The sequence below is a fragment of the Streptomyces sp. NPDC093252 genome (assembly GCF_040683675.1).
Taxonomy (GTDB): Bacteria; Actinomycetota; Actinomycetes; order Streptomycetales; family Streptomycetaceae; genus Streptomyces.
Genome location: NZ_JBFBEM010000001.1, coordinates 420,235 through 443,084 on the forward strand (window position 1 = coordinate 420,235; position 22,850 = coordinate 443,084).

The following is a 22,850-nucleotide window of genomic DNA, read 5'->3' on the forward strand; positions in this document are numbered from 1 at the left end:
TACGCGCCGCGGGCGGTGCGGACACCCCGCCCGGCACAGGGAAACCGGCGCCGTCCGTCCGCGTCCGCCGTACCGCGCCCATGGGTGGAGCTGCGCCTTTACGGCAGGCAGGGGGTCCGGCGGGCCGCCGGGCGTACGCCGCCCCGCGTAGGGCGCGCGGCAGGATACGGCGGACGCCGTAGGCGCGAGTGACGGTGTCCAGGGGACGCGCCGACCGAAGAGCAGCGGGCAGTTTGAGCGCATCGCACCCCCCACGCGACGAGGCCACCGCATCGGTTCCGGTACCGGTCGGCCACGGATCAGGAGCCGCGACCGCACCGCCCGACATCCCCCGACCCGACTCCCCCGCACGGCCCGGACCGGGCGTCATCCGCCCGCACCGGCGCCAGGGGTGTCATCCGTCGGCATGTGACCCCACGAGCCCCACCACCAGCCCTACCAGCCTTGTCAGCACCACTAGACCCACTAGCCCCACCAGCCCCACCAGCTCGACCAGCTCGACCAGCTCGACCAGCCCCACTCACCCGCACCCACCCGCACTCCGCGAAGGACGATGATGTGAAGCGCCGAATTTTCCTTTCCGGTACGGCAGCCACCGCCGCGGTAGCGGCCACCGCCTGGTACAACGGCGGCACACGGGACGCCGCGGCGTCCACCGGTGACCCGCTCGCCTTCCCCCGGACCGCGTACACCACGGCGACGCGGACCGTCACGACGGCCGACGGCAGTCAGAAGCGGGTCGCCTACCGGCTCTGGCAGAACGTCGTCTATGTGTCCCGGCCCGTGGACGCGACCTATCAGAGCCTCAAGGTCGAGGAGCCGTTCGAGATCGACGGCAAGCCGGTCGACGCCTCCCGCGCCCCGATCTTCTTCCACATCCCGATCGGGGGTTTCATGGCGGGCACCGCTTCCGGCACCACCGGCGGCGGAGGCGGCACCCCCACCCCGGGGCCCACGAACGGCCCGCTGCCCCCCGGGGCGGGCGACCGGGGCCGCAACGCCGAGCTGGCCCTCGCCGCCGGTTACGTCGTGGTCACCTCCGGCGCCCGGGGCCGGAACAACATCAAGGACGGCACGTACTACGGCAAGGCGCCCGCCGGCATCGTCGACCTCAAGGCGGCGCTGCGCTACATCCACCGGAACAGGGGCGCGCTGCCCGGCAACCCGAGCCGGATCATCACCAACGGCGGCAGCGCCGGCGGCGCCTTCTCCGCGGTGCTGGGCGCCTCGGCGGGCAGCCCGCTGTTCGAGCCCTACCTCCGGGAGATCGGCGCGGCGAAGGCGAGCGACGCGGTGTTCGCGTCCGCCTGCTTCTGTCCGATCATCGACCTGGGCAACGCCGACAAGGCGTACGAGTGGATGTTCGGCTCGGCCGAGCTGTCCGGCGCGCTGGTCGACCAGGCCGCCTCCAGGGAGCTGACCGCGCAGTTCGCGACGTACCAGGCGTCGCTCGGCGTCCGCGGCATCAACCGTTTCGGCCGGGTGACCGCCGCGAACTACGACAGATACCTGCTGGAGAACTACCTCCGGCCGGCCGCGACCACCCATCTGCGGGCCCTGTCCGCCACCGACCGGACGGCGTATCTCACCGCCAACCCCTTCATCACCTGGTCGGGCGGCAAGGCGTCCTTCACCTGGGACGGGTTCATCGACCATGTGGGCCGCTCCCGCCCCCTCCCGGCGTTCGACGACAAGAACATGGCCCAGCCCGAGCCGGGCTACTTCGGCGACGCCACCCGCAACGCCCGCCACTTCACCGACTTCGGCCTGCGGTACGCGACCGGCGACCAGACCGCCACCGTCGACCGCGACATCCCCCACAAGGTCAGACTGGTCGACCCGATGCACTACCTGGGCCAGGGCAACCCTCGGCGGGCGCGGCGCTGGTGGCTGCGGATCGGGACCAGTGACACCACCCACTCCCTGACCGCCATCACCAACCTCGCCCTCAAGACCCACAACCTGGGCGACGAGGTGAACCTCAAGATGTTCTGGGACGGCGGCCACGGCGCCAACGACGACCCCGGCGACATGATCACCTGGATGGGCCGTATCACCGGGTACGCCGTCCGCTAGCCGCACGGCGGAGCCCTCCAGCCGTTCGGGCCCGCCGTCGCCCGCGTGGGGGTGGCCCCCGGCCACCCCCACCATTTCCCCTCCCATCTGCCTCTTCCCACCTCCCGCTTCCCCCCTCCAGGCGCCTGGTCACCCTAAACCGGAGATACTATCTCCGGTTCATGTAGAGTGGGGAACGGAAACGGAGATCCGATCTCCGAATACCGCACCGTTCCGCGACACCCCACGGGAGAATCCGTGCTGCACCAACACTCCAGCCCCACCGACCCCGCCGCGATCGGCCGCCGGCGCCCGGCGCGACGCCGGGCGAGGGGCACCGCCCTGCTGGCCGTCACCCTGGTGACCGCGCTCGCGCTGACCGCGTGCTCCTCCGACGACTCCTCGGACGAGGCCGCCGCCGCCCCCTCCTCGGCGTCCCCGTCGGCGTGCCCGACCGCGGAGATGAGCGCTCCCGGCGGCGGCGAGATGCCGGAGGGCATGCCCACCGACATGCCGTCCGACATGCCCTCCGGCATGCCCGCGGGCGGAGCCATGGACCTCGGCGAGGCCACCAGCATCAAGGAGATCGACGACAGCACCAGCACCGTCATCGACCCCCAGGGCCCCTCGATCACCTGCGACACCTCGGCCGTCACCACCACCAACGACATCACCTACGCCACCCCCACCACCGACGGCACCAGCACCGAACTGAAGCTGGACATCCAGGTGCCCAAGGACTCGTCCGAGGCCAAGCCCCTGGTCGTCTACATCACCGGCGGCGGCTGGCAGCGCGCCGAGCGCACCGGCAACCTCGACCAGCGCACCTATGTGGCCAACCAGGGATACGTCGTCGCCAGCGTCCAGTACCGCACCACCGCCGACGGCGGCACCTACGAGGACGCCCTGACGGACGTGAAGTCGGCGATCCGCTATCTGCGCGCCAACGCCGACACCTACACCATCGACACCGGGAACGTCTTCGTCTGGGGCCAGTCGGCCGGGGGCTACCTCGCCGCCATGACCGGCGCCACCAACGGTGACGACACCTACGACGCCGGGGACAACCTCGACCAGAGCAGCGATGTCCAGGGCGTCGTCGACGAGTTCGGCCCCGCCAACCTCTCGCGCATCGCGGACGACTACGACCAGGCCGCCAAGGACAGCAACTACGAGGCGGGCAACCCGGCCGCCCAGTGGGTCTACGGCGCCGGCACCACCGAGTCGACCGAGGAGTACACCAGCGAGGTGGCCGCCGCCGACCCCGCCACCCACATCACCTCCGACACCGCGCCGTTCCTCCTGCTGCACGGCAGCGCCGACCCGCTCGTCTCCCCCAGCCAGACGCTGAACCTCTTCAACTCCCTGACCGAGGAGGGCGTCGAAGCCGAGCGGGTCGTGCTCACCGGCGCGGGCCACGGCGACATGGCCTTCGGTCCCGCCGCGACGGCCACCGAGGGCAGCGAGAGCGCCCTGCCCTGGTCCACCGAGGAGACCATGAGCCACATCACGGACTTCCTCGCCGCCAACACCGGCTGACCACCGCGGTACCGGAGCAGGACAGCACGTGAGCATCAGAGAGGACCGGCTTCACATGGGTTACATCCGCGGGTTCGTCCCCTGGATCGCGTCGGGCGTCGTCTCGGCGGTCGCCGACTGGCGCTGGGGCGCGGTGGCGGGCTTCGTCACCGGGGTGCTCCTGCTCGTCCAGGACCGGCGCCGGGGAGTGGCTCTGGACGCCCTGGTCCTGGAGGCCAGCAGCATCGTCTACTTCGCCGTCATCGGGACCTACGCCTTCCTCTCCCCCGACTCGGCGGTCGCGGAGTACAACGGCACGCTGTCCTTCGTCTGGCTGGCCGGGACCGCCTGGCTCGGCCTGGCCGTGCAGCGCCCGTTCACCCTGGGGATCGCCCGCAGGCAGGCGCCGGAGGAGTACTGGAGCCACCCCGGCTTCATCGCCGTCAACAAGGTCATCACGGCGGTGTGGGCGGGCGGGTTCACCTTCATCTTCGTCGCCCTGACCGTGTGCGAGCTGACGGACGCCTCGGGCTGGCTCCAGGGCCTCGCCCATGCGGTGGGCCTGGTCGTCCCGGCCGTCGTCACCAAGGTGTACCCGGCCCGGATCCAGGCCCGGGTGGCGGCACTCGGGGCCCAGGCGGGGTGAGAAGCGCGACACCTCCTCGACCACTGAGCCACTGAGCCACTGAGCCACTGAGTGACCGTGTCACCGGCCGCCGGGAGGCGGACAGCCGCTGACACGGCACGGACCACGGGTAGCCCGATCACATCGATCGGGCTACCCGTCCTGGCGTTCCAGGACCGCCACCCTCACATGACTATACATTCGTTCAGTCATCCGATGGTCACTCGGTGACGAGCCACACCACCTCGTCGACGAAGTCGAGGAGGGCCTCGGCGGTCACCGGATCCCCGGACGCGTGCCAGAGCGCGACCCGGCCATGGGCGGCCGTGAAGACCAGCACCGCGGCCCGCCGCGCCGGCAGCCGCAGCCGGACACCGGCCCGCTGGCAGCGCTCGAAGGCCGTGGCCACCCTGGTGACGAGGTCGATCATCGGCCCGCTCCGGGGGGCCGTCAGGGGCTGATGGTTGATCAGCAGACGGTAGTGACCCGGGTTGTCCACCACGAACTGGCAGTAGGTGCGCACCTGGGCCCGCACCCGCTCCAGCACGGCGTCCGGCGGGCAGTCCCCGTCGGCCGTGTCCATGGCCTGCGAGATCTGCTCGTAGTCGTATCCGATCAGCCCCGTGACCAGCGCCGACTTATCGGCGAAGTGCTGATAGATGGCGCCCGGGGAGATGCCCGCGGCGCGGGCGACGCCACGGATCGTCAGCCCTTCCTCGCCGCCCAGTTCCGACAGCAGACGTGCGGCTGCCTCCAGGATCTCCAGCCGGAGCCGGTCGCCCTGCCCTCGTGGATTGCGTGCTCGCTGCGATGTCTCGGCCACGAGGCACTGTAACCGCCGGCGCCGGGTTCGGCACCCGCCCCCATGACCTCGCTCACATCCCACCCGGCCGCGGGCCGCGCGCACCCGGACCCGGCGCTACGCTATCCTCCATGAATGAACGAGTGTTCAGTTACTGACAGTCGCGACTCGCTACACCCCCTTCACACCCCCGCGCCCCCCACCGCGTCCCCGACCCGCCCACGCACGCCACTGGAGCACCTCATGAGCATCAGCAGGGACATACCGTGACCATCGACAAGGACACACCCCGTGGCGTGCGCGCCCCCGGGTGGATTCCGGTTCTGCTCGGAGTCATCTACGGACTCGCCACCACCGGGACGTCCGCCCTCGCGGTGAGCCTGCCCCAGGTCTCCGGCGAGTTCGACGTCAGCGCGAGCGGCGCCGCCTGGGCGATCAGTGTGTACACGGTGATGCTGGCCGTGGCGACCCCGCTGCACGGACGGCTGGCCGACTCGTACGGTCTGCGGGTGCCGCTGATCGTCGGGATGGTGACGATGTCGATCGGCGCGGTCGCCGCCGCGCTGGCCCCGTCGTTCCCGCTGCTGCTCGTCGCCCGGATCGTGCAGGGCTTCGGCGGGGCGAGCATCGCGGTGCTGACCACCGCGCTCCTCTCGGCGCTCTGGGAGGGTCCGCAGCGCGGTGCGGCACTGGGCCGGGTGACCGGGGTGGGCGCCACGTTCAGCGCGCTGGGCCCGCTCATCGGCGGTGCGCTGGAGAATCTCGGCGGGTGGCGGCTGGCGGTGACGATGCCCGCGGTCGGCCTGCTCGCCCTGCCCTACCTGGCCCGGCTGGCGCCGTCCGGCGGCTCCGGCAACCGCATCGACCGCACCGGCGCCCTGCTGGTCGCGACGGCCGCGTCGGGCCTCGTCCTGGTGTTGCAGTCGCCGTCGGCGGGTGTGGTCACGGGGATCGTCGGCGCGGTGCTGCTCGTCTCGGGCGTTCCGGCCGTCGTCGCCTGGGTGCGGGCCCGGCCGCAGGGGTTCCTGCCGCGCTCGGTCGTCAGCAACCCGGTGGTGCTGCGGAGCGCGTTCGCGGCCTCCGCGGTCCCGGCGAGCTGGTTCGCGATGCTCGTCGGCGTGCCCAGCGTGACCGCGAGCTGGGGCTGGACGCCGTTGCAGACCGGTCTGCTGATGCTGCCCGCGGCGGTCGTCGGACTGGTGGCGCCCACGTTCTGCCGGAAGGTGCTCGCCAAGCTCGGCGCCCGGCTGGCCATCAGTGTCTCCTGCTCCCTGGCGATGCTGGCGCTGCTGGTCGCCGCCGCCGGGGCCGCCATGGACTCGGCTCCGGTGCTCGCGCTGGGCGTGGCCCTCACCACCGGGTCGTTCGCCCTGGGCCAGCCCTCCATGATGTCGGCCGTCAGCGAGGCGGTGGACCTCACCGATCGCGGTGTCGCCATCGGGATCGCGACGCTGGTGTCCTTCACCGGTGCCAGCATCGGCGCCTCCCTGGTGGGCGGCCTCGGCGGCGTGGCGAGCCTGTCGACGGTGTTCCTGGCCATGACGGCGCTGCCGGTGCTGGGGCTGGCCGTCCTGCTGCTGACCGGCAGGCGGCGTGCCGCACTCGCGTGACCGTACCCCTACCGCCACAGTCCACCCTGCCGGGCCGGGACGGCATGTCCCGGCCCGGCCCAATCCCCCACACCCGACAAGGAGTCACCCGCACCATGACCACTGACACCCGTAGCCGATCCGTCCTCGCCCACCCGGAGTCCGGACCCGTGACGGGCCTGCGCGGCCGGGACCGGCTGCTGCGGTTCCCCGGGATCCGCTACGGCACGGCCGAGCGGTTCGCGCGACCGGTCAGCGCCGCCCGGCACACCGAACCCGTCGACGCGACCCGGCCCGGCCCGGTCTGCCCGCAACTGCCGTCCCGTCTGGAGCCGGTCTACGGCCCGCACATCGACGAGCCGCCGCAGTCCGAGGACTGCCTGTACCTGGCGCTCACCACACCGGGCCTCACCGGGCGGCGGCCGGTGATGGTGTGGGTGCACGGCGGCGGGTACCTGACCGGCGGCGGCACGCTCCCCCAGCACGACGGCGGACGGCTCGCCGCCGACGGCGATGTCGTCGTCGTGTCGGTCAACTACCGGCTGGGCGCGCTGGGTTTCCTGGCCCATGAGGGGATCAGCGAGGGCAACCTCGGCCTGTACGACCAGATCCTCGCCCTGGAGTGGGTGCGCGACAACATCGCCGCGTTCGGCGGTGACCCGGCGAACGTCACCCTGTTCGGCCAGTCCGCCGGGGCCACCTCGGCGCTCGCGCTGCTGTCGATCCCCCGTGCCCGGCGGCTGGTCCGCCGGGTGATCGCGCAGAGCGCGCCCGCGCTGTCCCGGCTCCCCACCCGTGACGAGGCGTTCGCGGCCGGGCCCTACTTCGCCGAGGCGGCCGGGGGTGACCTGCTGACCCTCCCGGTCCAGGGGATCCTGGACGCCCAGGCCCTGACCGAGCAGTGGAACACCGCGTCGCCGTCGCGGCCGGGGACGGTGTCGTTCCGGCCGGCGCTGATGGATCCGTTCCCGGACGCCGAGACCCGTGAGCGGACCTTCCGGTCGGCGCCCGTGCCGGATCTCGTCATCGGCTACACCTCCCGGGAGGGGGGCGCGTTCGTCGTCGGAGCGCCCACCCCGGTGCCGGAGGAGACGGTCACGGCGATGTCCCGCACGACGTTCGTCGAGCCCGCGCACGAGATCGCCCGCCAGGTCCTGGACGCGGGGGGAGCGGCCTTCGTGTACGAGTTCGGCTGGGCGCCCGCGGAAGGGGGGTTCGGCGCGGTGCACGGCATCGAGGTGCCGTTCCTGCTGGGGACGCGGGAGTCATGGGCCGGGAGTCCGGTCCTGGGCACCACCGACTGGGCCACCGTCGAGGCCCACGGCCGGACCCTCCGGCAGAGCTGGGCGCACTTCGCGTGGCACGGATCGCCGGGCACCCCGGAGCTCGGGTGGGCGCGGTGGGACGGCGAGGAGGGGTCCGTGCGGCGGATCGGTGAGTGACGCACCCGACCGGCCCGTGAGGCACTCGGCCGGTAGGTGATGCGTTCCATCGGCCGGTGGTGCATCGCACCGGGTCCGTGATGCACTCCCTCGGCCGGTAACGCATTGCACCGGTCCGTGATTCAAGGGTCAAGGCAGGTCTGCCCATCGTCCGGTCCCGGGCGGTGGGCGGCCCGCCTCCCTCTGACGGCCCGCCTCCCTTTCACGGCCTGCCTCCCTGACGGCCGGTCTCCCCGGGTTCCCAGGCCGCCGGTTCAGACCGCGGCCGTCTCCCGGGACGATTCCGTTCCGCGTTCCGTCTCGCGTTCCGCCGCGCGGGTCAGGCGGTCGGCGCGCCGGGCGAGGGGGAAGTAGAGCAGGAACGAGCCGCCGACCACGACCAGGCAGTACGTCACGGCCTGTCGGCCCTCCGAGACATACTGCTGCCAGGTGGCCCAGACGCTGATGCCCAGGAGGGACACCGTCACCAGGCCGACCGAGAACCAGCCGCCGGGGATGCGGAAGGGGCGCCGCAGGTGCGGCTCGCGGACGCGCAGCGCGATGAGGGCCGCGACCTCCAGCAGGATCCCCAGGTTGGTGAGGAAGACATTGAAGACGATCAGGTCGGCGAAGCTGCTCATGCAGAACATCGCGTAGACCACCGAGGAGCCGATGACGGCGACGACCGGGACCTTCCGGCGGGGGCTCTCGCGGGCGAACACCGCGGGCAGATAGCGGTCCCGGGCGAGCGCGTAGGGCAGTCGGCTGTACGAGGCGAGCAGGGCGGAGAACAGGGCCACGGCGGCGACCATCCCGCCGATGGTCACCGTCCATTGCAGCCAGGGCCCGGCGAGGTGGAGGGCGACGTCGGAGAAGGAGCCCTCCGCCCAGTTCGCCCAGCCCTCGGGTCCGTCCCTGCCGACACCGAGCGCGGCCAGCGCGGGCAGCACATAGCTGAGCATGATGAGGGCCACCGAGAGGGCGAGGGCGCGGGGCAGGTGTTTCCGGGGATTCTCCATTTCACCGGCCACGGTACTGACCGCGTCCCAGCCGCAATAGGCCCACATGACCACGAAGAGTCCGTCGCCGAACGCGTCCCATGCGGATTGGCCGGGGCTGCTGGTCAGTTCGCCGACCGGATTCACGCCGTTCCGGATCAGATGGGCAAAGCCGATGACGGTGAGGATGAGCATCGGGGTGAGGCAGAGGATTCCGAAGAGCACGGAGGATTCACCGACCCGGCCGGCGCCGAGGAGATTCAGTCCGGTGAAGGCGACGATGACCGCGAGGCAGATGAACCAGTTGAGGTCGAATTCGAGCGGACCGGCCGTGAGGAGCACATGCCTGCCCGGTGCCACATCGGCGACGAGACTCTGGAGGTAGCTGGTGAACAGCACCGGATAGATCGCCATGTCGACAAAGCTGCATATCCATTGCAGCAGGCCCTGCTGAAATCCCCAGAATCGGCCCAGCCCGCGTTTTACCCAGTGATAGTAACCGCCCTCTTCCGGGATCGCCGTGCCGAGTTCGGCGACGACCAGTGCATGCGGGATCGCATAGATGAGTGGGGCGATCAGAAGCAGGGCTATTCCCATTCCGGGGCCGGAGGCCGAGAACAGTTCCTCGATTCCGTAGGCGCCACCGGACACGCAGAAGAAGATGAATGCGACCAGCGGCAGCAGCCGCATTTTTCTGGCCTCGGGAAGGGGCGCGCAAGGGTTTTTGGGCAGAGCTGTGGCCATGGGGAACGCTCCGGGTTCGCAATGACATGCGTCGTGAGGGCAGTCATTGTGTGAGCGGAGATCGATGGCGTCAACGTCCGAAATGCCGGTATCCCCGGGGCGCCTGGGTCCCCGCGAGGTGGCGCGCCCCGGGTGGTGACACGCCGTCACAAGCGCCCTCACCTGCGTCGCGCGGTCCCGTCCGGGCGGCGCGTCACCCGGCGCCGGAACCCGCCGGGAACGGCACGAAAGTCAGGCGGACGAAACCGGCAGCGCCCGGTCGAGATAGGCCGCGACGAGACCGTGCGCCACCGCCGGGTCCACCACCGGGTCACCCAGTGCGACCTGCACGGACAGGCCGTCCACCAGGGCGGCGTAGGTGGTCGCGATCCGCCGGGCCCGGTCGGGCTCCAGCGGGAGTTCGGTGACGAGCCGCAGGACCAGGGCCCGCCAGCGCTCGTCCTGGGCCGCCCGCATGGCCGCGATCTCCGGGTGGCGTACGGCGTGCGCCCAGGAATCCAGCCACACGGCCCGCAGGGTCGGATTGCCCCCGTCCGCCGAGAAGACCCGCCCGGCGAGTGCCAGCAGCCGGCCGCGGACCTCGCCCTCGCCGTCGAGGATCTCGTCGGCCGCCGCGTAGAACCGGTCCTCGACGTCCCGCAGGGCCTGGACCAGCAGTCGGTCCAGGGTCTCGAAGTGGTAGACGACCGTGCCGCCGCTGACCTCGGCCCGCTCGGCGATCTGCGCCACCCGGGTCCGTGCGAAACCCTGCTCGCGGATGACCTCGGCCGCGGCCCGCAGGATCCGGTCCCGGCTCCCGTCGGACGCCGTGCCGGGCGTCGGGGCGGACCGCCCGGCCCGAGCGGCGGCCCCGTCCACGCGCTTCGCGAATCGACCCCGTGGCACTGCCGTCCTCCCGCGCCGCTCTTGACGCCACAGCTTAGCCCACTGCTATTGTTGACTGAATATTCATTCAAATTTGATGAAGGTCGGTTCCTCATGCCAAGCGGACACCTGGACACCGTGGTGATCGGCGCCGGGATCGCCGGACTGACGGCGGCACGGCTGCTGACCGCGGCCGGTCTGCGGGTGACGGTGCTGGAGGCACGGGACCGGACCGGTGGCCGCACCTGGACCGAGACCGGCCCCGGCGGCCGGACCCTGGACCTGGGCGCGTCCTGGATCCACGGCGTCGACGGCAACCCGCTGACCGTTCTCGCCTCCCGACTCGGCCTGGAGACAAGGGAGTTCAGCGTCGGCAGCTCCCAGCCGGACGGCCACCCGGCCGTCTGCTACGACGCCACCGGCACCCGGCTCACCCCGCAGGAGGCGGCGTCCTGGGCGGCCGACGTGCGTACCGCCGACCGCGCGCTGCGCCGGGCCATCGCCACCGCGGGCCCCGGCACCTCCTACGCCACCGTGCTCGACCGGGCCCTGACCGCCCTGGACTGGGACGCCGAACGCCTGGACCGGGTACGGGGCCACCTGCGGCACCGGGCCGAGGAGGAGTGCGGGGCCGCCGTCGACCACCTGGACCGGCGGTTCCTGGGCGACGCGCCCGTCCCCGGCGCCGAGGTCGTCTTCCCCGGCGGGTACGACGCCTTCGCCAGGGCCTTCGCGGACGGTGTCGACGTACGGCTCGGGCACCGGGCCCGCACCCTGGCCTGGGGAGCGGACGGGGTGCGGGTGGAGGCACGGACGCACCCGCGTCGTCCCGGCGACGGATCCGGCGCGGACCGGGGCGGCGCGGGCGTTGGACGGGCACTGCCCCGGACGGAGGCCGCCCGCTTCACCGCGGACCACGCCGTGGTCACCGTCCCGCTCGGTGTGCTCAAGGCGGGTGAGCCGATCTTCTCGCCGCCCCTCCCGCCCACGGTGTCCGACGCCATCGGCGCCCTCGGCATGGGCGCCTTCGACAAGGTGTTCCTCCACTTCCCCCACCGGTTCTGGGACGAAGGGGTGTACGTGGTCCGGCAGTTGGGGCGGAGCGACGGGTGGCACACCTGGTACGACGTCTCCGCGACCGCCGGTGCCCCCACCCTGCTGGCCTTCGCCGGGGGCCCGGCGGCCCGCGAACTGGAGGCGGCGGACGACACCGCCATCACCGCCTCGGGACTGCGGGCGCTGCGGGAACTGTACGGGGACCGGGTACCGGAGCCGCTCGGCGTCCGCGTCACCCGCTGGTGCCAGGACCCCTTCGCGCGCGGCTCCTACTCCTATGTCGCGGTGGGTGGCTCGGCCGAGGACCACGACCGGGTCGCCGCACCGGTCGGCGGCGTCCTCCACCTGGCGGGTGAGGCGACCTGGCCGGACGACCCCGCCACGGTGCAGGGGGCACTGCTGTCCGGGCACCGGGCCGCCGAACGGATCCTGGGACGGCCCATCGACCTGACCGACCTCACCCGGCCACTGCCGTAGCCGTAGCCGTAGCCGTAGCCGCTGCCGTGGCCGCAGCCGCAGCCGCAGCCCGGACGCCGCAGGCGCGGGTGCGGAGGCGAAGGAGAGCCCCGGTCAGCCGTGGAGGCTGCGGAGGATCCGCGCGGCGGCTCGTTCGCCGCTGCGGATCGCGCCCTCCATCAGACCGGTGAACTCCGGTTCCGTGTACTCCCCCGCCCAGTGGACGCTGCCGATGGGCTCCTCCAGCGCCCGTGCCGACGGGCCGCCGGAGGTGGGGGCGTGGGCCGAGTAGGCGCCCCGGGCGTACGGGTCCCGCGACCAGACGGTGGTGAGGACATCGGCGTCGGCGGCGATGTCCAGGTCCGGCCGCAGCCGCCGTACGTCGGCGGCCCAGGCGCCGGGGTCGTGGTGCAGGCCCGCGTCCTCGATCGCCCGGCGCGACCCCATGAACCCGTTGAGGACGGGGGGAGCCGAGCCGGTCGTGTCCCGTGCCGTCCAGGTCCAGTACCGGCCGCGCACCGACATCACCGCGCTGGTGGACGGCCGCTCGCGCAGCGGGACGTGCAGTTTCGCCGCGTGTCCCTGGACGGTCCCGGCGAGCGCCGCGTCGCGTCGCGCGTCGCCGGGGAGCGTGATCGCGTGCTCGCCGTGGACCAGCGCCAGGGGCAGTGCGACCAGCACCGCGTCGAACTCCTGGCCGCCGTCGGCGGTCGCGACCACCGCTCCGCCGCCGTCGAGGTCGCTCACCCGCACGACGGGGGTGTTGTAGTGGACCGCGTTCCCGAGGTCGGCGGCGAGCGCGTCGGGCAGCCGCTGGTTGCCGCCCGCCACCCGCCAGCTCGGCCCGGGGACGAACGACGCGACCTGCTCCAGCGCGCGGGCGGTCACCTCGTCCGCGCCGACCGCCGTGGAGATCTCGACACGGGCCCGCACGGCCTCCACCAGGCGCGGGTCGAGTGCGAGACGGGTGAGGACGTCCCCGGCGGAGGGGGCGCCGGGGTGCCCTCCCGCCAGGCGCACGGCCTCCCGGCCGGCCGCCACGACATCACCCGTGCCGAAGGCCGGCAGATCACCGAGTTCGCGGACGTAGTAGCTCATGCCGGTGTCGACCAGTTCCAGCCCGGTCTCGGCGAGCAGCCGGCGCAGGGCGGTGTAGCCGTCGAGGACGAACTCCGCGCCCCGCTCGACGACATGGTCATGGCCCTCGGCGCGGACCGTGCCGGACCACACACGCCCGCCCGCGCGCTCACGTGCCTCCAGCACGGTGGTGTCGATTCCGTTGCGGACGAGTTCCCTGGCCGCGGCGAGCCCGGCGAGCCCGGCCCCGACGACTGCGATGCGCTGCACTGGGTGACCTCTTCTCCTCTGTCACTGGATATGAACGGCCGCCGGTGCCGTACCGGCGTGGCGGCCGTCCCTGTGTGATGCGCGCCCACCGTAGGAGCGGCAACCCGGCCCCCACCATCGGACTCTGTTACAGAAATGGCTCTGAATCTGTACGCGGGTATGATCCGGCGGCATGACTCCGCGTCCGCTCACCGTCGCCGAACTCGTCGCCGCCCCCGGCCTGGGCACCACGGTGCTCGCGGGCCGGGACGGCCTGGCCCGTGAGGTGCTGTGGGCGCACAGTTGCGAGATGGCGGACCCGGCAGCCTGGCTCGGACCGCACGAACTGCTGATGACGGTCGGCCTGTGCGTGCCCGCCGACGCCGAGGGGCAGGTGGCGCTGGTGGCCCGGCTGGACGACGCCGGGCTGGCCGGACTGATGATCGGCGACCACCCGCCCGCCCCGCCGCTGTCCGGGGCGCTGCTCGCCGAGGCCGACCGGCGCGGCTTCCCCGTCCTGCTGGCGGCGGCGCGCACCCCGTACGCCGCCGTCGCCCGGCATGTCGCCGCGGCCAACTCCTTCGGCCAACTGCACCAGGTGCTGCGGCTCAGCAAGCTGTACCACCTGGCCGCCCGTGCCGGTGACGACGACTCGGCGCTGACCGACTCCCTGGCCACCCTGCTCGATGTCGGTATCACCGTGGCCGACACCGCCACCGGCACCACCCTGCTGGCGTCCGACCCGCCGCCCGGCGCGGCGGAGACGGCCCGCGGCTATCCCCTGCGCGGGCATCACGACGCGGAACTGCGGCTCCGGGAGCTGCCCGGCGCGGAACTGGACAGCTTTCTGCTGGTCCATCTCATGAAGGTGATGGAGGTGGCGGTCGACCGGGTCCTCAACGCCGCCGACCGCTGGGCCGAGCTGTCGGCGGCGGCCCTGGCGGCACTGCTGGGCGGCACCGTCCCGGCCGGGCTCGCCGAGGTGCTGCGACCGCACCGGCCGTCCGAGGGGTTCCGGCTGGTCGCCGTCGGGGACGCGGACGGGGCGGCGGTCGCCCGGCTGGCCGCCGTGCACCGGCTGCCGGTGGCGGTCGGCCCCGGCAGGTCCGGCCTGCTCGCACTCGTCCCCGCCGCCGCCCTCCCGGAGTTCCGCTCCCTGACGCGCCCGGTGGCCGGACGCGCGGGGGTGTCCTCCCCCTACTCCCATCCCGCCGACGTCCCGCACGCCGCGGCGGAGGCGGAGCGGGCCCTCGCCGAGAACGGGCGTACGGGCTCCGGGTGGGCGGAGTTCGAGGGCACGACGGTCTCGGTGCTGGCCCGCTCACGCCGGGAGGCCGAGCAGATCACGGCGTCGGTGCTGGGCGGGCTGTGCGAGGAGGGCCCGCGTGCGGCCCGGCTGCGGGAGACCCTCTTCGCCTATCTGCGCAACGACCGCGCCTGGGCCGGGACCGCGGCCGAGCTGGGCATCCACCGCCAGACACTGTCGTACCGGCTGGGCCGGATCGCGGAGGAGACCGGGCTCGACCTGGCCGCCACGGGGGATCTGTCGTCGGCGTGGATCGCCTATCAGGCGTGGGAGTCCCTCCGGAGGGAGGGGGATGGGGCCGGGGAGGGGGACTGACGGGGACGGCGGGGCGCGGGGGTCCGGCACACCCGGGGGCTCAACCCCCGCCCCCGCCCCGCCCCCGCACACCGGGTCGCCTCCCCCGCCTGCTCAGTTCCCCACCCCCGGGCGTTCGATGAGTACCGGGAGGGGCGTCATGGGGTCGGGGCCGTCGATCTCGCGGGCCAGGCGGTGGGCGTCGAAGATCGCCTCCGAGGGCATCCTCGGGGCGAGGACGTCCCCGGCTGCGTAGACGGCGCGCACCCCGTTCTGCTCCCACTCGTCCTCGCGCCGCAGCAGTTCCCGATAGAGGGCGTCGTCGCTGCGCTGGACGGTGGCGAGCACCAGGCCGTCGGTGGGGAGGGTCCAGGGGTCGCCGTACCCGGTCCGTCCGGTGACGGCGATGCCGTCGAAGGCGTGCAGCTCCACCCCGGTGTGGAACACGACCCCCTTGTCGTGCAGATGCTGACGGAGCATCGGCCCCTCCAGCGCGAGGTCGGAGACGGGGGACACCTGCTCCAACGGGGTCACCAGGTGCACCTCGTAGCCCTCGTCACACAGGAGTTCGGCCAGGCCGGGGGCGGTGTGGTACCCCTCGCAGTCGTAGACCACCGCGCGGCCGGGCGCGGGGCGGTCGCCGGACATGACCCGCTCGGGGGTGAGCGCGAGCGCGGCGCCCCCGAAGGGCCTGCCGGTGCCGGGCTGGAAGCCGTCCGCGGCCCAGACCGAGCCCGTGGTGACGACGACCAGTTCCGCGCCGTAGTCGAGCACGTCCCCGGCGTCGAGGGTCCGGTTGAGGACGGTGGTCACGGCGGGCAGTCCGGCGAGCTGGACGAGACGGTGGTCGACGATCCTGCCCCAGTCCCCCAGCGTGGGCAGCCTTCTGGTCCAGCGCAGCTTGCCGCCCAGTCCGTCGCCCGCCTCGACCAGATGCACGGCCTCGAAGCCGCGTCGGCCGAGGACGACGGCGCACTCCATTCCGGCGGGCCCGCCCCCGACGATCAGCACCGGGCGTTCCGGCTGGGTGGTGCGGGTGAACAGCTCGGGGTGCCAGCCGCGGCGGTACTCCTCGCCCGCGGTCGGGTTCTGCACACAGCCGACGTGGTGGAAGGTCTCCTCGCGCAGGACGCAGACATTGCTGCCGGTGCATTCGCGGATGTCGGCGGCGCGGCCCTCGCGGATCTTCGCCGGGAGGAAGGGGTCGGCGATGGCGGGCCGGGCCGCGCCGATCAGATCGAGGTCGCCGGATCCGACCAGGTCGGCCATCAGGTCCGGGTTGCTGAAGCGGCCGACGCCGACGACCGGCTTGGCCGTGGCCTCACGGACGCGCCGGGTCCATGGCAGTTGGCTGCCCTCGCCGTAGTAGCGCGAGGTCCCGGAGTCCTCGGGCCAGCTTCCGACATTGACGTCGAAGAGATCCACGTACGGGTCGGCGAGCCGGACGAACTCCAGGAGTTCCTCCTCGTCCAGGCCCGGCAGTTCCCGGCCGGGGCCGACCGGGGTGCGGACGGCCACGGCGCAGTCGTCCCCGATCGCGGTGCGGACCCGCTCCAGGGTCTCCAACTGGAATCGCGCCCGGTCGCGCAGGCTGCTGCCGCCGTAGCCGTCGGTACGCCGGTTGAGGGTGCGGGACAGCATCTGGGTCATCAGGTAGTCGTGGGCCCCGTACACATAGACGATGTCGAAGCCGACGTCCCGGGCGCGGCGCGCCGCGCGCTCGAAGTCGCCCTGGATGCGCTGGATGTCGGCGCGTGTCATGGCCTTGGGGCGGCTCGCGTGGACGGTGGGTGTGTGGTCCTGGGTGGGGGCCACCCGGGGCAGCCGGGACGAGCCGTTCACCGACGAGGCCCCTCCGTGGAAGAGTTCTATGCCGGCCAGGGCGCCGTGCGCGTGGATCGCCTCGGCGACGGAGCCGAGCAGGCGCATGTCCTCGGGGTGCCAGCACTCCGCGCCGACGACCGGGGTCTCGTCGGCGTCCGGGGACACCGGGGAGTACTCGGTGCACACCCCGCCCCAGCCGCCCTCCGCCTTGACCGCCCGGAACGCCGCGTGGGTGCGCGGCTTGACGGTGGCGAAGCCGGAGGCGTGGGGCACCTGGTAGAAGCGGTTGGGGAGGGTCTTCGGCCCTATCCGCACCGGCTCGAAGAGAATCGCGTGTCTCGGGTCCACTACCGCCACCTCATTGCTTTCGCCCGACTCTTTGGCCGACTCTTCTGGTCGACTCTCTTGGCCGACTCTCTGGCCGACTATTTTTGACTGACTATTCGGGCAGTATGGCAGCGTCGGACGGCGGAGGGAATGCCCTGGGCGCGGTGGCCGGACGGCGGTGGAGAGGGGGTCAGTTTCCCAGGTCGGCGACGGCGTAGGCGAGGGCCAGTTCCCGGGCGGTCTCCGGGGTGACGGCGCTGTCGTCCAGGGCGACCTGCACGGCGAGCCCGTCCACCAGCGCGGCGAAGCCCGCGGTGAACGCGGTCGCCCGCTCCTCGCTCAGTCCCAGGTCGGCGACGATGTCCGCGAGGATGCCGCGCCAGCGCGCGTCCTGGGTCTGCCGGGCGGTGGCGATGAGCGGGTTCCAGCGGGCGACGCTCCAGGTCTCCAGCCACAGCCGCCACAGCCGACGGGTCTCCGGGTCGGTGGCGAAGAGCCACTCCACCAGGCGTTCGAGCCGTCGCCGCGGGTCCTCCCCCGTCGCGGCCCCGGCCGCCGCCACGGCCCGGTCGCAGAACCGCTGCTCGGCGCGGGCCAGCGCCTCGGCCAGCAGGGCGTCCAGCGTGCCGAACTGGTACAGCAGGGTGCCGTTGCTGACTCCGGCGGCCTGCGCGACATCCGCGGTACGGGTCTGCGCGAGGCCCTGCTCGACGATGACCTCCTCGGCCGCGTCCAGCATCATCGCCCGGCGTTCCGCGCGATTGCGGGCACGGCCCCGGCCGCGCGGAGCGCCGTGCGAGGCCCTCTGCGGGGCGGCGGGCAGATCACCGGACACGGGTGCTCCTTCGGGACGCCGGGGGGTGTGGGTTCCTGGGTTGGTGGGTGCGGGGGTTCATGGGTTGGCGGGTGCGGGGGTTGGTGGGTGCGGGGGTTGGCGGGTGCGGGGGTTGGTGGGTGCGGGGGTTGGTGGGTGCGGGGGTTGGTGGGTGCGGGGTGTGGGGCCGTGAGTCGGACGAGGTCAGGGGGTTGCTCGGGCGGCCAGCCTAGCCCGCCCCTGCGCGGCGCTCACGCCTGCCGCCCCCGTCCACCGCGGGGCCTTCGGCCGACGTACGGCCCGGTCCGGCCCGGCCCGAGCGGGGCTCGGGCACTCCGCCCCGATTGCCCCCTGCCCCGCCGGGACTCCGGTACCCCGCCCGATTCCCCCTCCCCCGCCGGGACTCCGGTACCCCGACCCGGCTCCCCCCTCCCGCCGGGACTCAAGCGCCCCCGGCGCCCGAAGGGACCGGGTCCGCGAAGTAGTGCCCCTCACCCAGATCCGCGAGCAGCCCCGGCCGCTCCGGGTGCCAGTCCAGCAGGGCGCGGGTGCGGGCGCTCGACGCGGGGGCGTCCATTCCGGCCAGGACGCCCAGCCAGCCGAAGTGGTCATGGGCCGCCGCGTGGGCGACGGAGGCCGTCGGCAGACCCAGTCCCCCGCCGAGGGCCTGCGCCAGCACCCGGAACGGCACCCCCTCTTCGGCCACCCCGTGCAGCCGCGCCCCCGCGGGGGCCTTCTCCAGGGCGAGCCGGAACAGCCGTGCCGCGTCGAGCCGGTGCACGGCGGGCCAGCGGTTGGCGCCGTCGTCGAGATACGCGGCGACACCCTTCCTGACGGCCAGGTCGATCAGCACCGGGACGAGGCCGTGGTCACCCCGGCCGTGCACGGCGGGCGGCAGCCGGACGACACTGGCGCGCACCCCGCGTTCGGCGAGCGCCAGCGCGCTCTGCTCGGAGGGGGCCCGGAGCGCGCCCGGGGTGGTCGGGACGGCGATGTCGTCCTCCGTGACGACCCGGCCCAGCGCGGGACCGGCCGTGCCGGAGGCGGCCACCAGGGGGCGGCCCGAACCCGCGAGGGCGTCACCCATCGCCTCGATGGCCCGTCGATCGATCTGGACGGACGTCGTATAGGTGGCGAAGTCGTGGATGAACGCGGTGTGGACGACCCCGTCCACCGCGTCCGCCGCGCGCCGCAGCCCGTCCAGGTCCTCCAGGTGACCGGCGTACGGTTCGGCCCCGGCGGCGGTGACCGTCTCGGCGGCCCGCTCGGAGCGGGCGAGCCCGACGACCGTGTGTCCGGCGGCCAGCAGTTCGGGGACGACTGCGCTGCCGATGAATCCGGTGGCGCCGGTGACGAGGACACGCACGGGTGGGCTCCCTTGGGCCGGGGGACTGGGCACGTGAGACCTGCGGGCTCGGGACGCAGTACTCGGGGCTGGGACGCGGGACGTGGGGCTTGTGCGGGTGGGGGCTGGTGGCCGTCGGGTGGGGGGGGTCCCCTGGGTCCGACGGCCGCAGCCTGTTCCGCATTAGGTCAGACGGGCAGGGGCGGCATCGTCTTCTCGCCGGTTACTCCACCCGAACGGGTACGGCCTGCGACCGGCTTCGCTGCGCAGCCCACTCCTCGACCTCGGTGACCCGTCCGGCGCGGCGGCGGTGGCGCCACTGCCGCACCGGGATCCGACTCGACGCCGATGGAGGTGCTCGCGGGCGGCGGTGCGCCGTTGGCCCGCAGGGTGGGGACGACGGCGGCGGACAGCTCCGGGGTGTGCCCCACGACGAAGACCGTCTCGCTGACGATGGCCTCGGCGCCGACACCGAGTTCATCGAGGATGTGCTGGAGGTTCGGCTGATCCGCTCGGTCTGTTCCCTGGGGTGCGAGGCGGGGGCCGCTACGAGGGGACCGACGGCCCCTACTTGGCTCCCGGCCTCAACGCGGCCACCGCGTGCAGGAGTTCACCCTGGGCGCGGGACGTACCCGTTCCGCTCGCCGCCCAGGCGACGTATCCGTCGGGGCGGATCAGTGCCGCGGTCACATCGGCCCAGGCGGCGCGCTCCTGGTGGGCGAGGGTGTGGGCCGCGATGTCGTGGCCACCCAGCTTCCCGGTGAGGGGCTCGTCGAGAACGCCGGGGACCGCGAGGGCCACCGGCCGCGCCTCGTGGAGTGCGTCGAAGAGTCCCGTGGTGGCCCCGGCCAGGGGCAGGTCCGGGGCGCGGGTACCGGCGAGCGGGTGCCCCGGGGTGTCGTAGGCGACGGCGAGGCCGGAGAGGCGCTCGGCGAGGGCGAGGGAGAACTCGGGGACGGTGGCGATGAGTTCGGCCAGCAGCTCACGCAGGGCGAGTCCGTCGGTGGAGTACGAGCGCAGGGCGGACTGGGCGCGGGTGGCGAGGAGCAGGTCGAGGCCGACCGGCCGGCGCTCGGCGTCGTACTGGTCGAGGGACGCCTCGGGGGCGTGGCCCTGGAGGACGTCGGCGAGTCGCCAGCCGAGGTTGGCGGCGTCTTGGATGCCGACGTTCATGCCGACGCCGCCGGCCGGGAGGTGGATGTGGGCGGCGTCGCCCGCGAGGAGGATCCGGCCCGCCCGGTAGGAGGCCGCGATCTTCGCCGCGTCGCCGTAGCGGGACAGCCAGACCGGGTCACGCATCCCGAAGTCCCTACCGGTGGCATCCCGGACGGCGGCCCTGAACTGGTCGAAGGTCAGTTCGTTGGTCTCGGGCAGCAGGGGGGAGCTGCCGACGATGCGGTGGAGTCCGCCCTTGGGGAGCGGGACCATCATGATGCTGCCGCGTTCGTCGGAGTGGCTGAGGACGGGGACGCCGGGCGGGTCGTCGAGGATCACGTCGCCGAGGAAGCCCCAGTGGGTGGAGCTGGTGCCCTCGAAGGCGATTCCGGCGGCGGCCCGGACGAGGCTGCGGGCTCCGTCGGCGCCGATCGCGTAGGCCGATTCGATGATCCGGGTCGAGCCGTCGCCGTCCACCTGGGTGGTGACGTGGTCGCCCTTGTCCTCGACCGCGCGGACCTCGTGCCCGCGCCGGATGTCGGCACCGGCGGCGCGTGCCGTGCGTTCGAGCAGGATCTCGGTGTCCTCCTGGGGGTGGAGCAGGGTGAACGGGTAGGGGGTGTCGAGCGGGCGGAAGTCCATGCGCTCGTCCAGGTTGGCGAAGTGGCCGCTGGGCAGCCGGATACCGGAGTCGAGGGCGTCGCCGACGATGCCGCGCTGGCCGAACACCTCCAGGGTGCGGGGATGGACGGTGAGCGCCTTGGAGTGCGGCGAAGGGCGCGCGAGCTTTTCGAGCACTACGACGTCGATGCCGCGTCGGGCGAGTTCCCCGGCGGCCCAGAGACCGACCGGGCCCGCTCCGACAATCGTGACGTCAGCCATGCGATGACCACCTCTCGTGTCGTGCACGTGATCAGAGAATCGACAGGATTTGGTCAGTGAACAATTTTTCTCGGTAGTATCAGCACGCCCCCAGTCACCCGTCAAGAGACCGGGCGAGGGGCTGTGAGGGGGGGTCTTTCGGGCCGCGTCCGGCGGTGAATCCGCCGTGTGCGTAGGCGACTTCGGGAGATGACAGGGGGACAGGGGCCGTGCAGAGCCACTGACCTGCGGGGTACCGCGCCGCACGGCGTCACCGTCGGCGGGCCACTCCTCCGGAGTCACCCCGGGGACCGTCCGGAGGCTCGCCCGGAGTCACCCCGGCGGGGCTACCGCGTCGGGCCTACCGCGTCGGTGGCGGGGTGTCGGCGCCCAGGAGGCGGCCGACGCCGTACTCGAAGCGCGCGTCGAAGGAGCCGGAGACGACCAGGTGGGCGCCGACACGCGCGGTGGCGGGGTAGCGGCCGGAGGTTATGGCCATGGGGACGGCCCCGCCGGGTATGGCGGGTCGACTCTCTGCTCCTCCTGGGTCGGCCCGAGGGTGAACCAGACCAGCGCCCAGCAACCACGGGCCGTCTCCTCAGCGCTGCGGCCGTCCGTGAGGAGCCCGCCGAGGAGCGCCTCGTTCTCCGCGTTCGGCTACTCCGCCCGGCTGGCCGTGACCCATCGCGAGGGGCGGATCCCGCCCGCGGGTGACGCCGCGCACATCCACCGCTTCGACCGGGACGGGCAGGCGCTCCGCACGTGCCTTGACGGACTGATCGGCACCGTCCCGGCGTTCTCCCTGGCGCCGGCCGAGCGGATCGCCGGTTCGTCATCCGCTCCCCCGGCCGGGGGAGCCACCCCCTGTGCGGAACCGGGCGGCGGATGTGCCGCTCCAGGGCACCACCCTGTTCCCGGCGCTGACCGGCGCGGCCCCGCTGCCGCTCCTGCGCGCGGGCGCCGAGGCGCCGGACGCCCCGCGCGAGGCCACAGCCGGGCGCGCGATCGGGGTATGGGCGCCGGTCGCCGACCCGTTCCGGCCGCAGTGGAGCGAGGTGACCGGGGCATTCGGCCGCCCCGAGGGGTTCGTGTCGGGGAGTGCACGTTCGGTCGCCAACCCGATCCCGCCGCAGTGGAACGAAGAGACCGCGACAGCACTCGGACGCCCCGACGGACTCGTCCACTGGTCGAGCGCCGAACCCGCCCCCGGCGCACGCGCCGCCGAGACCCTCACCGCCCTGTCCTCACTCCGCGCCCTCCCGAGAGCCCGCACATGACCGTCGTCCACCTCAACCCACCCTCCCTCTACGCCGCCCCCCAGCGCATCAGCCGACTCCTCCGGGTTGAGCCCGCCGGAGCGGCGTTCCTGGCCGAACAGGTCGACCGCGACCACACGGGCACGCGCCCCCGTCCGCGACTTGCGTCGGCGTCCGGAGCCTGTACCGTCCCGAGGCCCTGGTGGAGGTGACC

17 protein-coding genes are annotated in these 22,850 nt (G+C 73.1%); 8 read left to right on the top strand and 9 right to left on the bottom strand.

Annotated features, from left to right (window positions below; genetic code table 11):
- Positions 1-558 precede the first annotated feature (558 nt).
- From AB0O01_RS01645 to AB0O01_RS01655, 3 genes are all read left to right on the top strand, one after another.
- Entirely contained in the window at positions 559-2,076 is a 1,518-nt protein-coding gene (locus tag AB0O01_RS01645; protein WP_365309845.1) for a subtype B tannase, read from the top strand.
- Between the two features lie 237 nt (positions 2,077-2,313).
- Positions 2,314-3,594: an alpha/beta hydrolase gene (locus AB0O01_RS01650; protein ID WP_365309848.1), complete on the top strand. Its 1,281-nt coding sequence runs from the start codon at positions 2,314-2,316 to the stop codon at positions 3,592-3,594.
- Between the two features lie 55 nt (positions 3,595-3,649).
- A complete protein-coding gene (locus AB0O01_RS01655; protein WP_365309850.1) occupies positions 3,650-4,219 on the top strand; it encodes a hypothetical protein in 570 nt (189 codons plus the stop codon).
- A 199-nt stretch (positions 4,220-4,418) separates the two neighbouring features.
- Here the strand turns inward: AB0O01_RS01655 and AB0O01_RS01660 are convergent, their stop codons facing one another.
- Complete coding sequence (locus tag AB0O01_RS01660) at positions 4,419-5,021, bottom strand: TetR/AcrR family transcriptional regulator (RefSeq protein ID WP_365309851.1); 603 nt, start codon at positions 5,019-5,021, stop codon at positions 4,419-4,421.
- 245 nt (positions 5,022-5,266) lie between these two features.
- Here AB0O01_RS01660 and AB0O01_RS01665 point away from each other — a divergent pair, with 245 nt between their 5' ends.
- Positions 5,267-6,610 carry an MFS transporter gene (locus tag AB0O01_RS01665; RefSeq protein WP_365309853.1) on the top strand — a complete coding sequence of 448 codons (1,344 nt, stop codon included), beginning with the start codon at positions 5,267-5,269 and terminating at the stop codon, positions 6,608-6,610.
- A gap of 95 nt (positions 6,611-6,705) precedes the next feature.
- Positions 6,706-8,031 (top strand): carboxylesterase family protein, encoded by a 1,326-nt coding sequence (locus tag AB0O01_RS01670; RefSeq protein WP_365309855.1) that lies wholly within the window; start codon positions 6,706-6,708, stop codon positions 8,029-8,031.
- Between the two features lie 254 nt (positions 8,032-8,285).
- Here the strand turns inward: AB0O01_RS01670 and AB0O01_RS01675 are convergent, their stop codons facing one another.
- Positions 8,286-9,752: an APC family permease gene (locus tag AB0O01_RS01675; protein ID WP_365309857.1), complete on the bottom strand. Its 1,467-nt coding sequence runs from the start codon at positions 9,750-9,752 to the stop codon at positions 8,286-8,288.
- A 231-nt stretch (positions 9,753-9,983) separates the two neighbouring features.
- Complete coding sequence (locus AB0O01_RS01680; protein ID WP_365309859.1) at positions 9,984-10,637, bottom strand: TetR/AcrR family transcriptional regulator; 654 nt, start codon at positions 10,635-10,637, stop codon at positions 9,984-9,986.
- Between the two features lie 93 nt (positions 10,638-10,730).
- Between AB0O01_RS01680 and AB0O01_RS01685 the strand changes: the two genes are divergently transcribed.
- Positions 10,731-12,149, top strand: coding sequence for an NAD(P)/FAD-dependent oxidoreductase (locus AB0O01_RS01685; protein ID WP_365309861.1), 1,419 nt, complete (start codon positions 10,731-10,733; stop codon positions 12,147-12,149).
- Positions 12,150-12,242: 93 nt separating this feature from the next.
- On the opposite strand, the gene AB0O01_RS01690 is transcribed toward AB0O01_RS01685, so the two are convergent.
- On the bottom strand, positions 12,243-13,475 hold the full coding sequence (locus AB0O01_RS01690; protein WP_365309863.1) for an NAD(P)/FAD-dependent oxidoreductase: 1,233 nt from the start codon (positions 13,473-13,475) through the stop codon (positions 12,243-12,245).
- 172 nt (positions 13,476-13,647) lie between these two features.
- Between AB0O01_RS01690 and AB0O01_RS01695 the strand changes: the two genes are divergently transcribed.
- Positions 13,648-15,075 (top strand): PucR family transcriptional regulator, encoded by a 1,428-nt coding sequence (locus AB0O01_RS01695; RefSeq protein ID WP_365309865.1) that lies wholly within the window; start codon positions 13,648-13,650, stop codon positions 15,073-15,075.
- Between the two features lie 93 nt (positions 15,076-15,168).
- On the opposite strand, the gene AB0O01_RS01700 is transcribed toward AB0O01_RS01695, so the two are convergent.
- From AB0O01_RS01700 to AB0O01_RS01720, 5 genes are all read right to left on the bottom strand, one after another.
- The gene (locus tag AB0O01_RS01700; RefSeq protein WP_365309867.1) at positions 15,169-17,226 is read right to left on the bottom strand and encodes an NAD(P)-binding protein; all 2,058 of its coding nucleotides are present in this window, start codon (positions 17,224-17,226) and stop codon (positions 15,169-15,171) included.
- A gap of 169 nt (positions 17,227-17,395) precedes the next feature.
- Positions 17,396-18,040 (bottom strand): TetR/AcrR family transcriptional regulator, encoded by a 645-nt coding sequence (locus AB0O01_RS01705; protein WP_365309869.1) that lies wholly within the window; start codon positions 18,038-18,040, stop codon positions 17,396-17,398.
- 421 nt (positions 18,041-18,461) lie between these two features.
- On the bottom strand, positions 18,462-19,385 hold the full coding sequence (locus AB0O01_RS01710) for an SDR family oxidoreductase (RefSeq protein ID WP_365309871.1): 924 nt from the start codon (positions 19,383-19,385) through the stop codon (positions 18,462-18,464).
- Positions 19,386-19,931: 546 nt separating this feature from the next.
- Positions 19,932-21,401, bottom strand: a complete 1,470-nt coding sequence (locus AB0O01_RS01715) for an FAD-dependent oxidoreductase (protein ID WP_365309873.1) — start codon at positions 21,399-21,401, stop codon at positions 19,932-19,934.
- Between the two features lie 340 nt (positions 21,402-21,741).
- The gene (locus AB0O01_RS01720; protein ID WP_365309875.1) at positions 21,742-21,879 is read right to left on the bottom strand and encodes a hypothetical protein; all 138 of its coding nucleotides are present in this window, start codon (positions 21,877-21,879) and stop codon (positions 21,742-21,744) included.
- A 367-nt stretch (positions 21,880-22,246) separates the two neighbouring features.
- On the opposite strand from AB0O01_RS01720, the gene AB0O01_RS01725 reads away from it, so the two are divergent.
- Positions 22,247-22,657: a hypothetical protein gene (locus tag AB0O01_RS01725; RefSeq protein WP_365309877.1), complete on the top strand. Its 411-nt coding sequence runs from the start codon at positions 22,247-22,249 to the stop codon at positions 22,655-22,657.
- The last annotated feature ends 193 nt before the right edge of the window (positions 22,658-22,850 follow it).

Coding starts and splice junctions, on each gene's coding strand:
- AB0O01_RS01655 (WP_365309850.1), top strand. CDS start 3,650: ATGGGTTACATCCGCGGGTTCGTCCCCTGGATCGCGTCGGGCGTCGTC.
- AB0O01_RS01670 (WP_365309855.1), top strand. CDS start 6,706: ATGACCACTGACACCCGTAGCCGATCCGTCCTCGCCCACCCGGAGTCC.
- AB0O01_RS01675 (WP_365309857.1), bottom strand. CDS start 9,752: ATGGCCACAGCTCTGCCCAAAAACCCTTGCGCGCCCCTTCCCGAGGCC.
- AB0O01_RS01685 (WP_365309861.1), top strand. CDS start 10,731: ATGCCAAGCGGACACCTGGACACCGTGGTGATCGGCGCCGGGATCGCC.
- AB0O01_RS01695 (WP_365309865.1), top strand. CDS start 13,648: ATGACTCCGCGTCCGCTCACCGTCGCCGAACTCGTCGCCGCCCCCGGC.
- AB0O01_RS01715 (WP_365309873.1), bottom strand. CDS start 21,401: ATGGCTGACGTCACGATTGTCGGAGCGGGCCCGGTCGGTCTCTGGGCC.
- AB0O01_RS01720 (WP_365309875.1), bottom strand. CDS start 21,879: ATGGCCATAACCTCCGGCCGCTACCCCGCCACCGCGCGTGTCGGCGCC.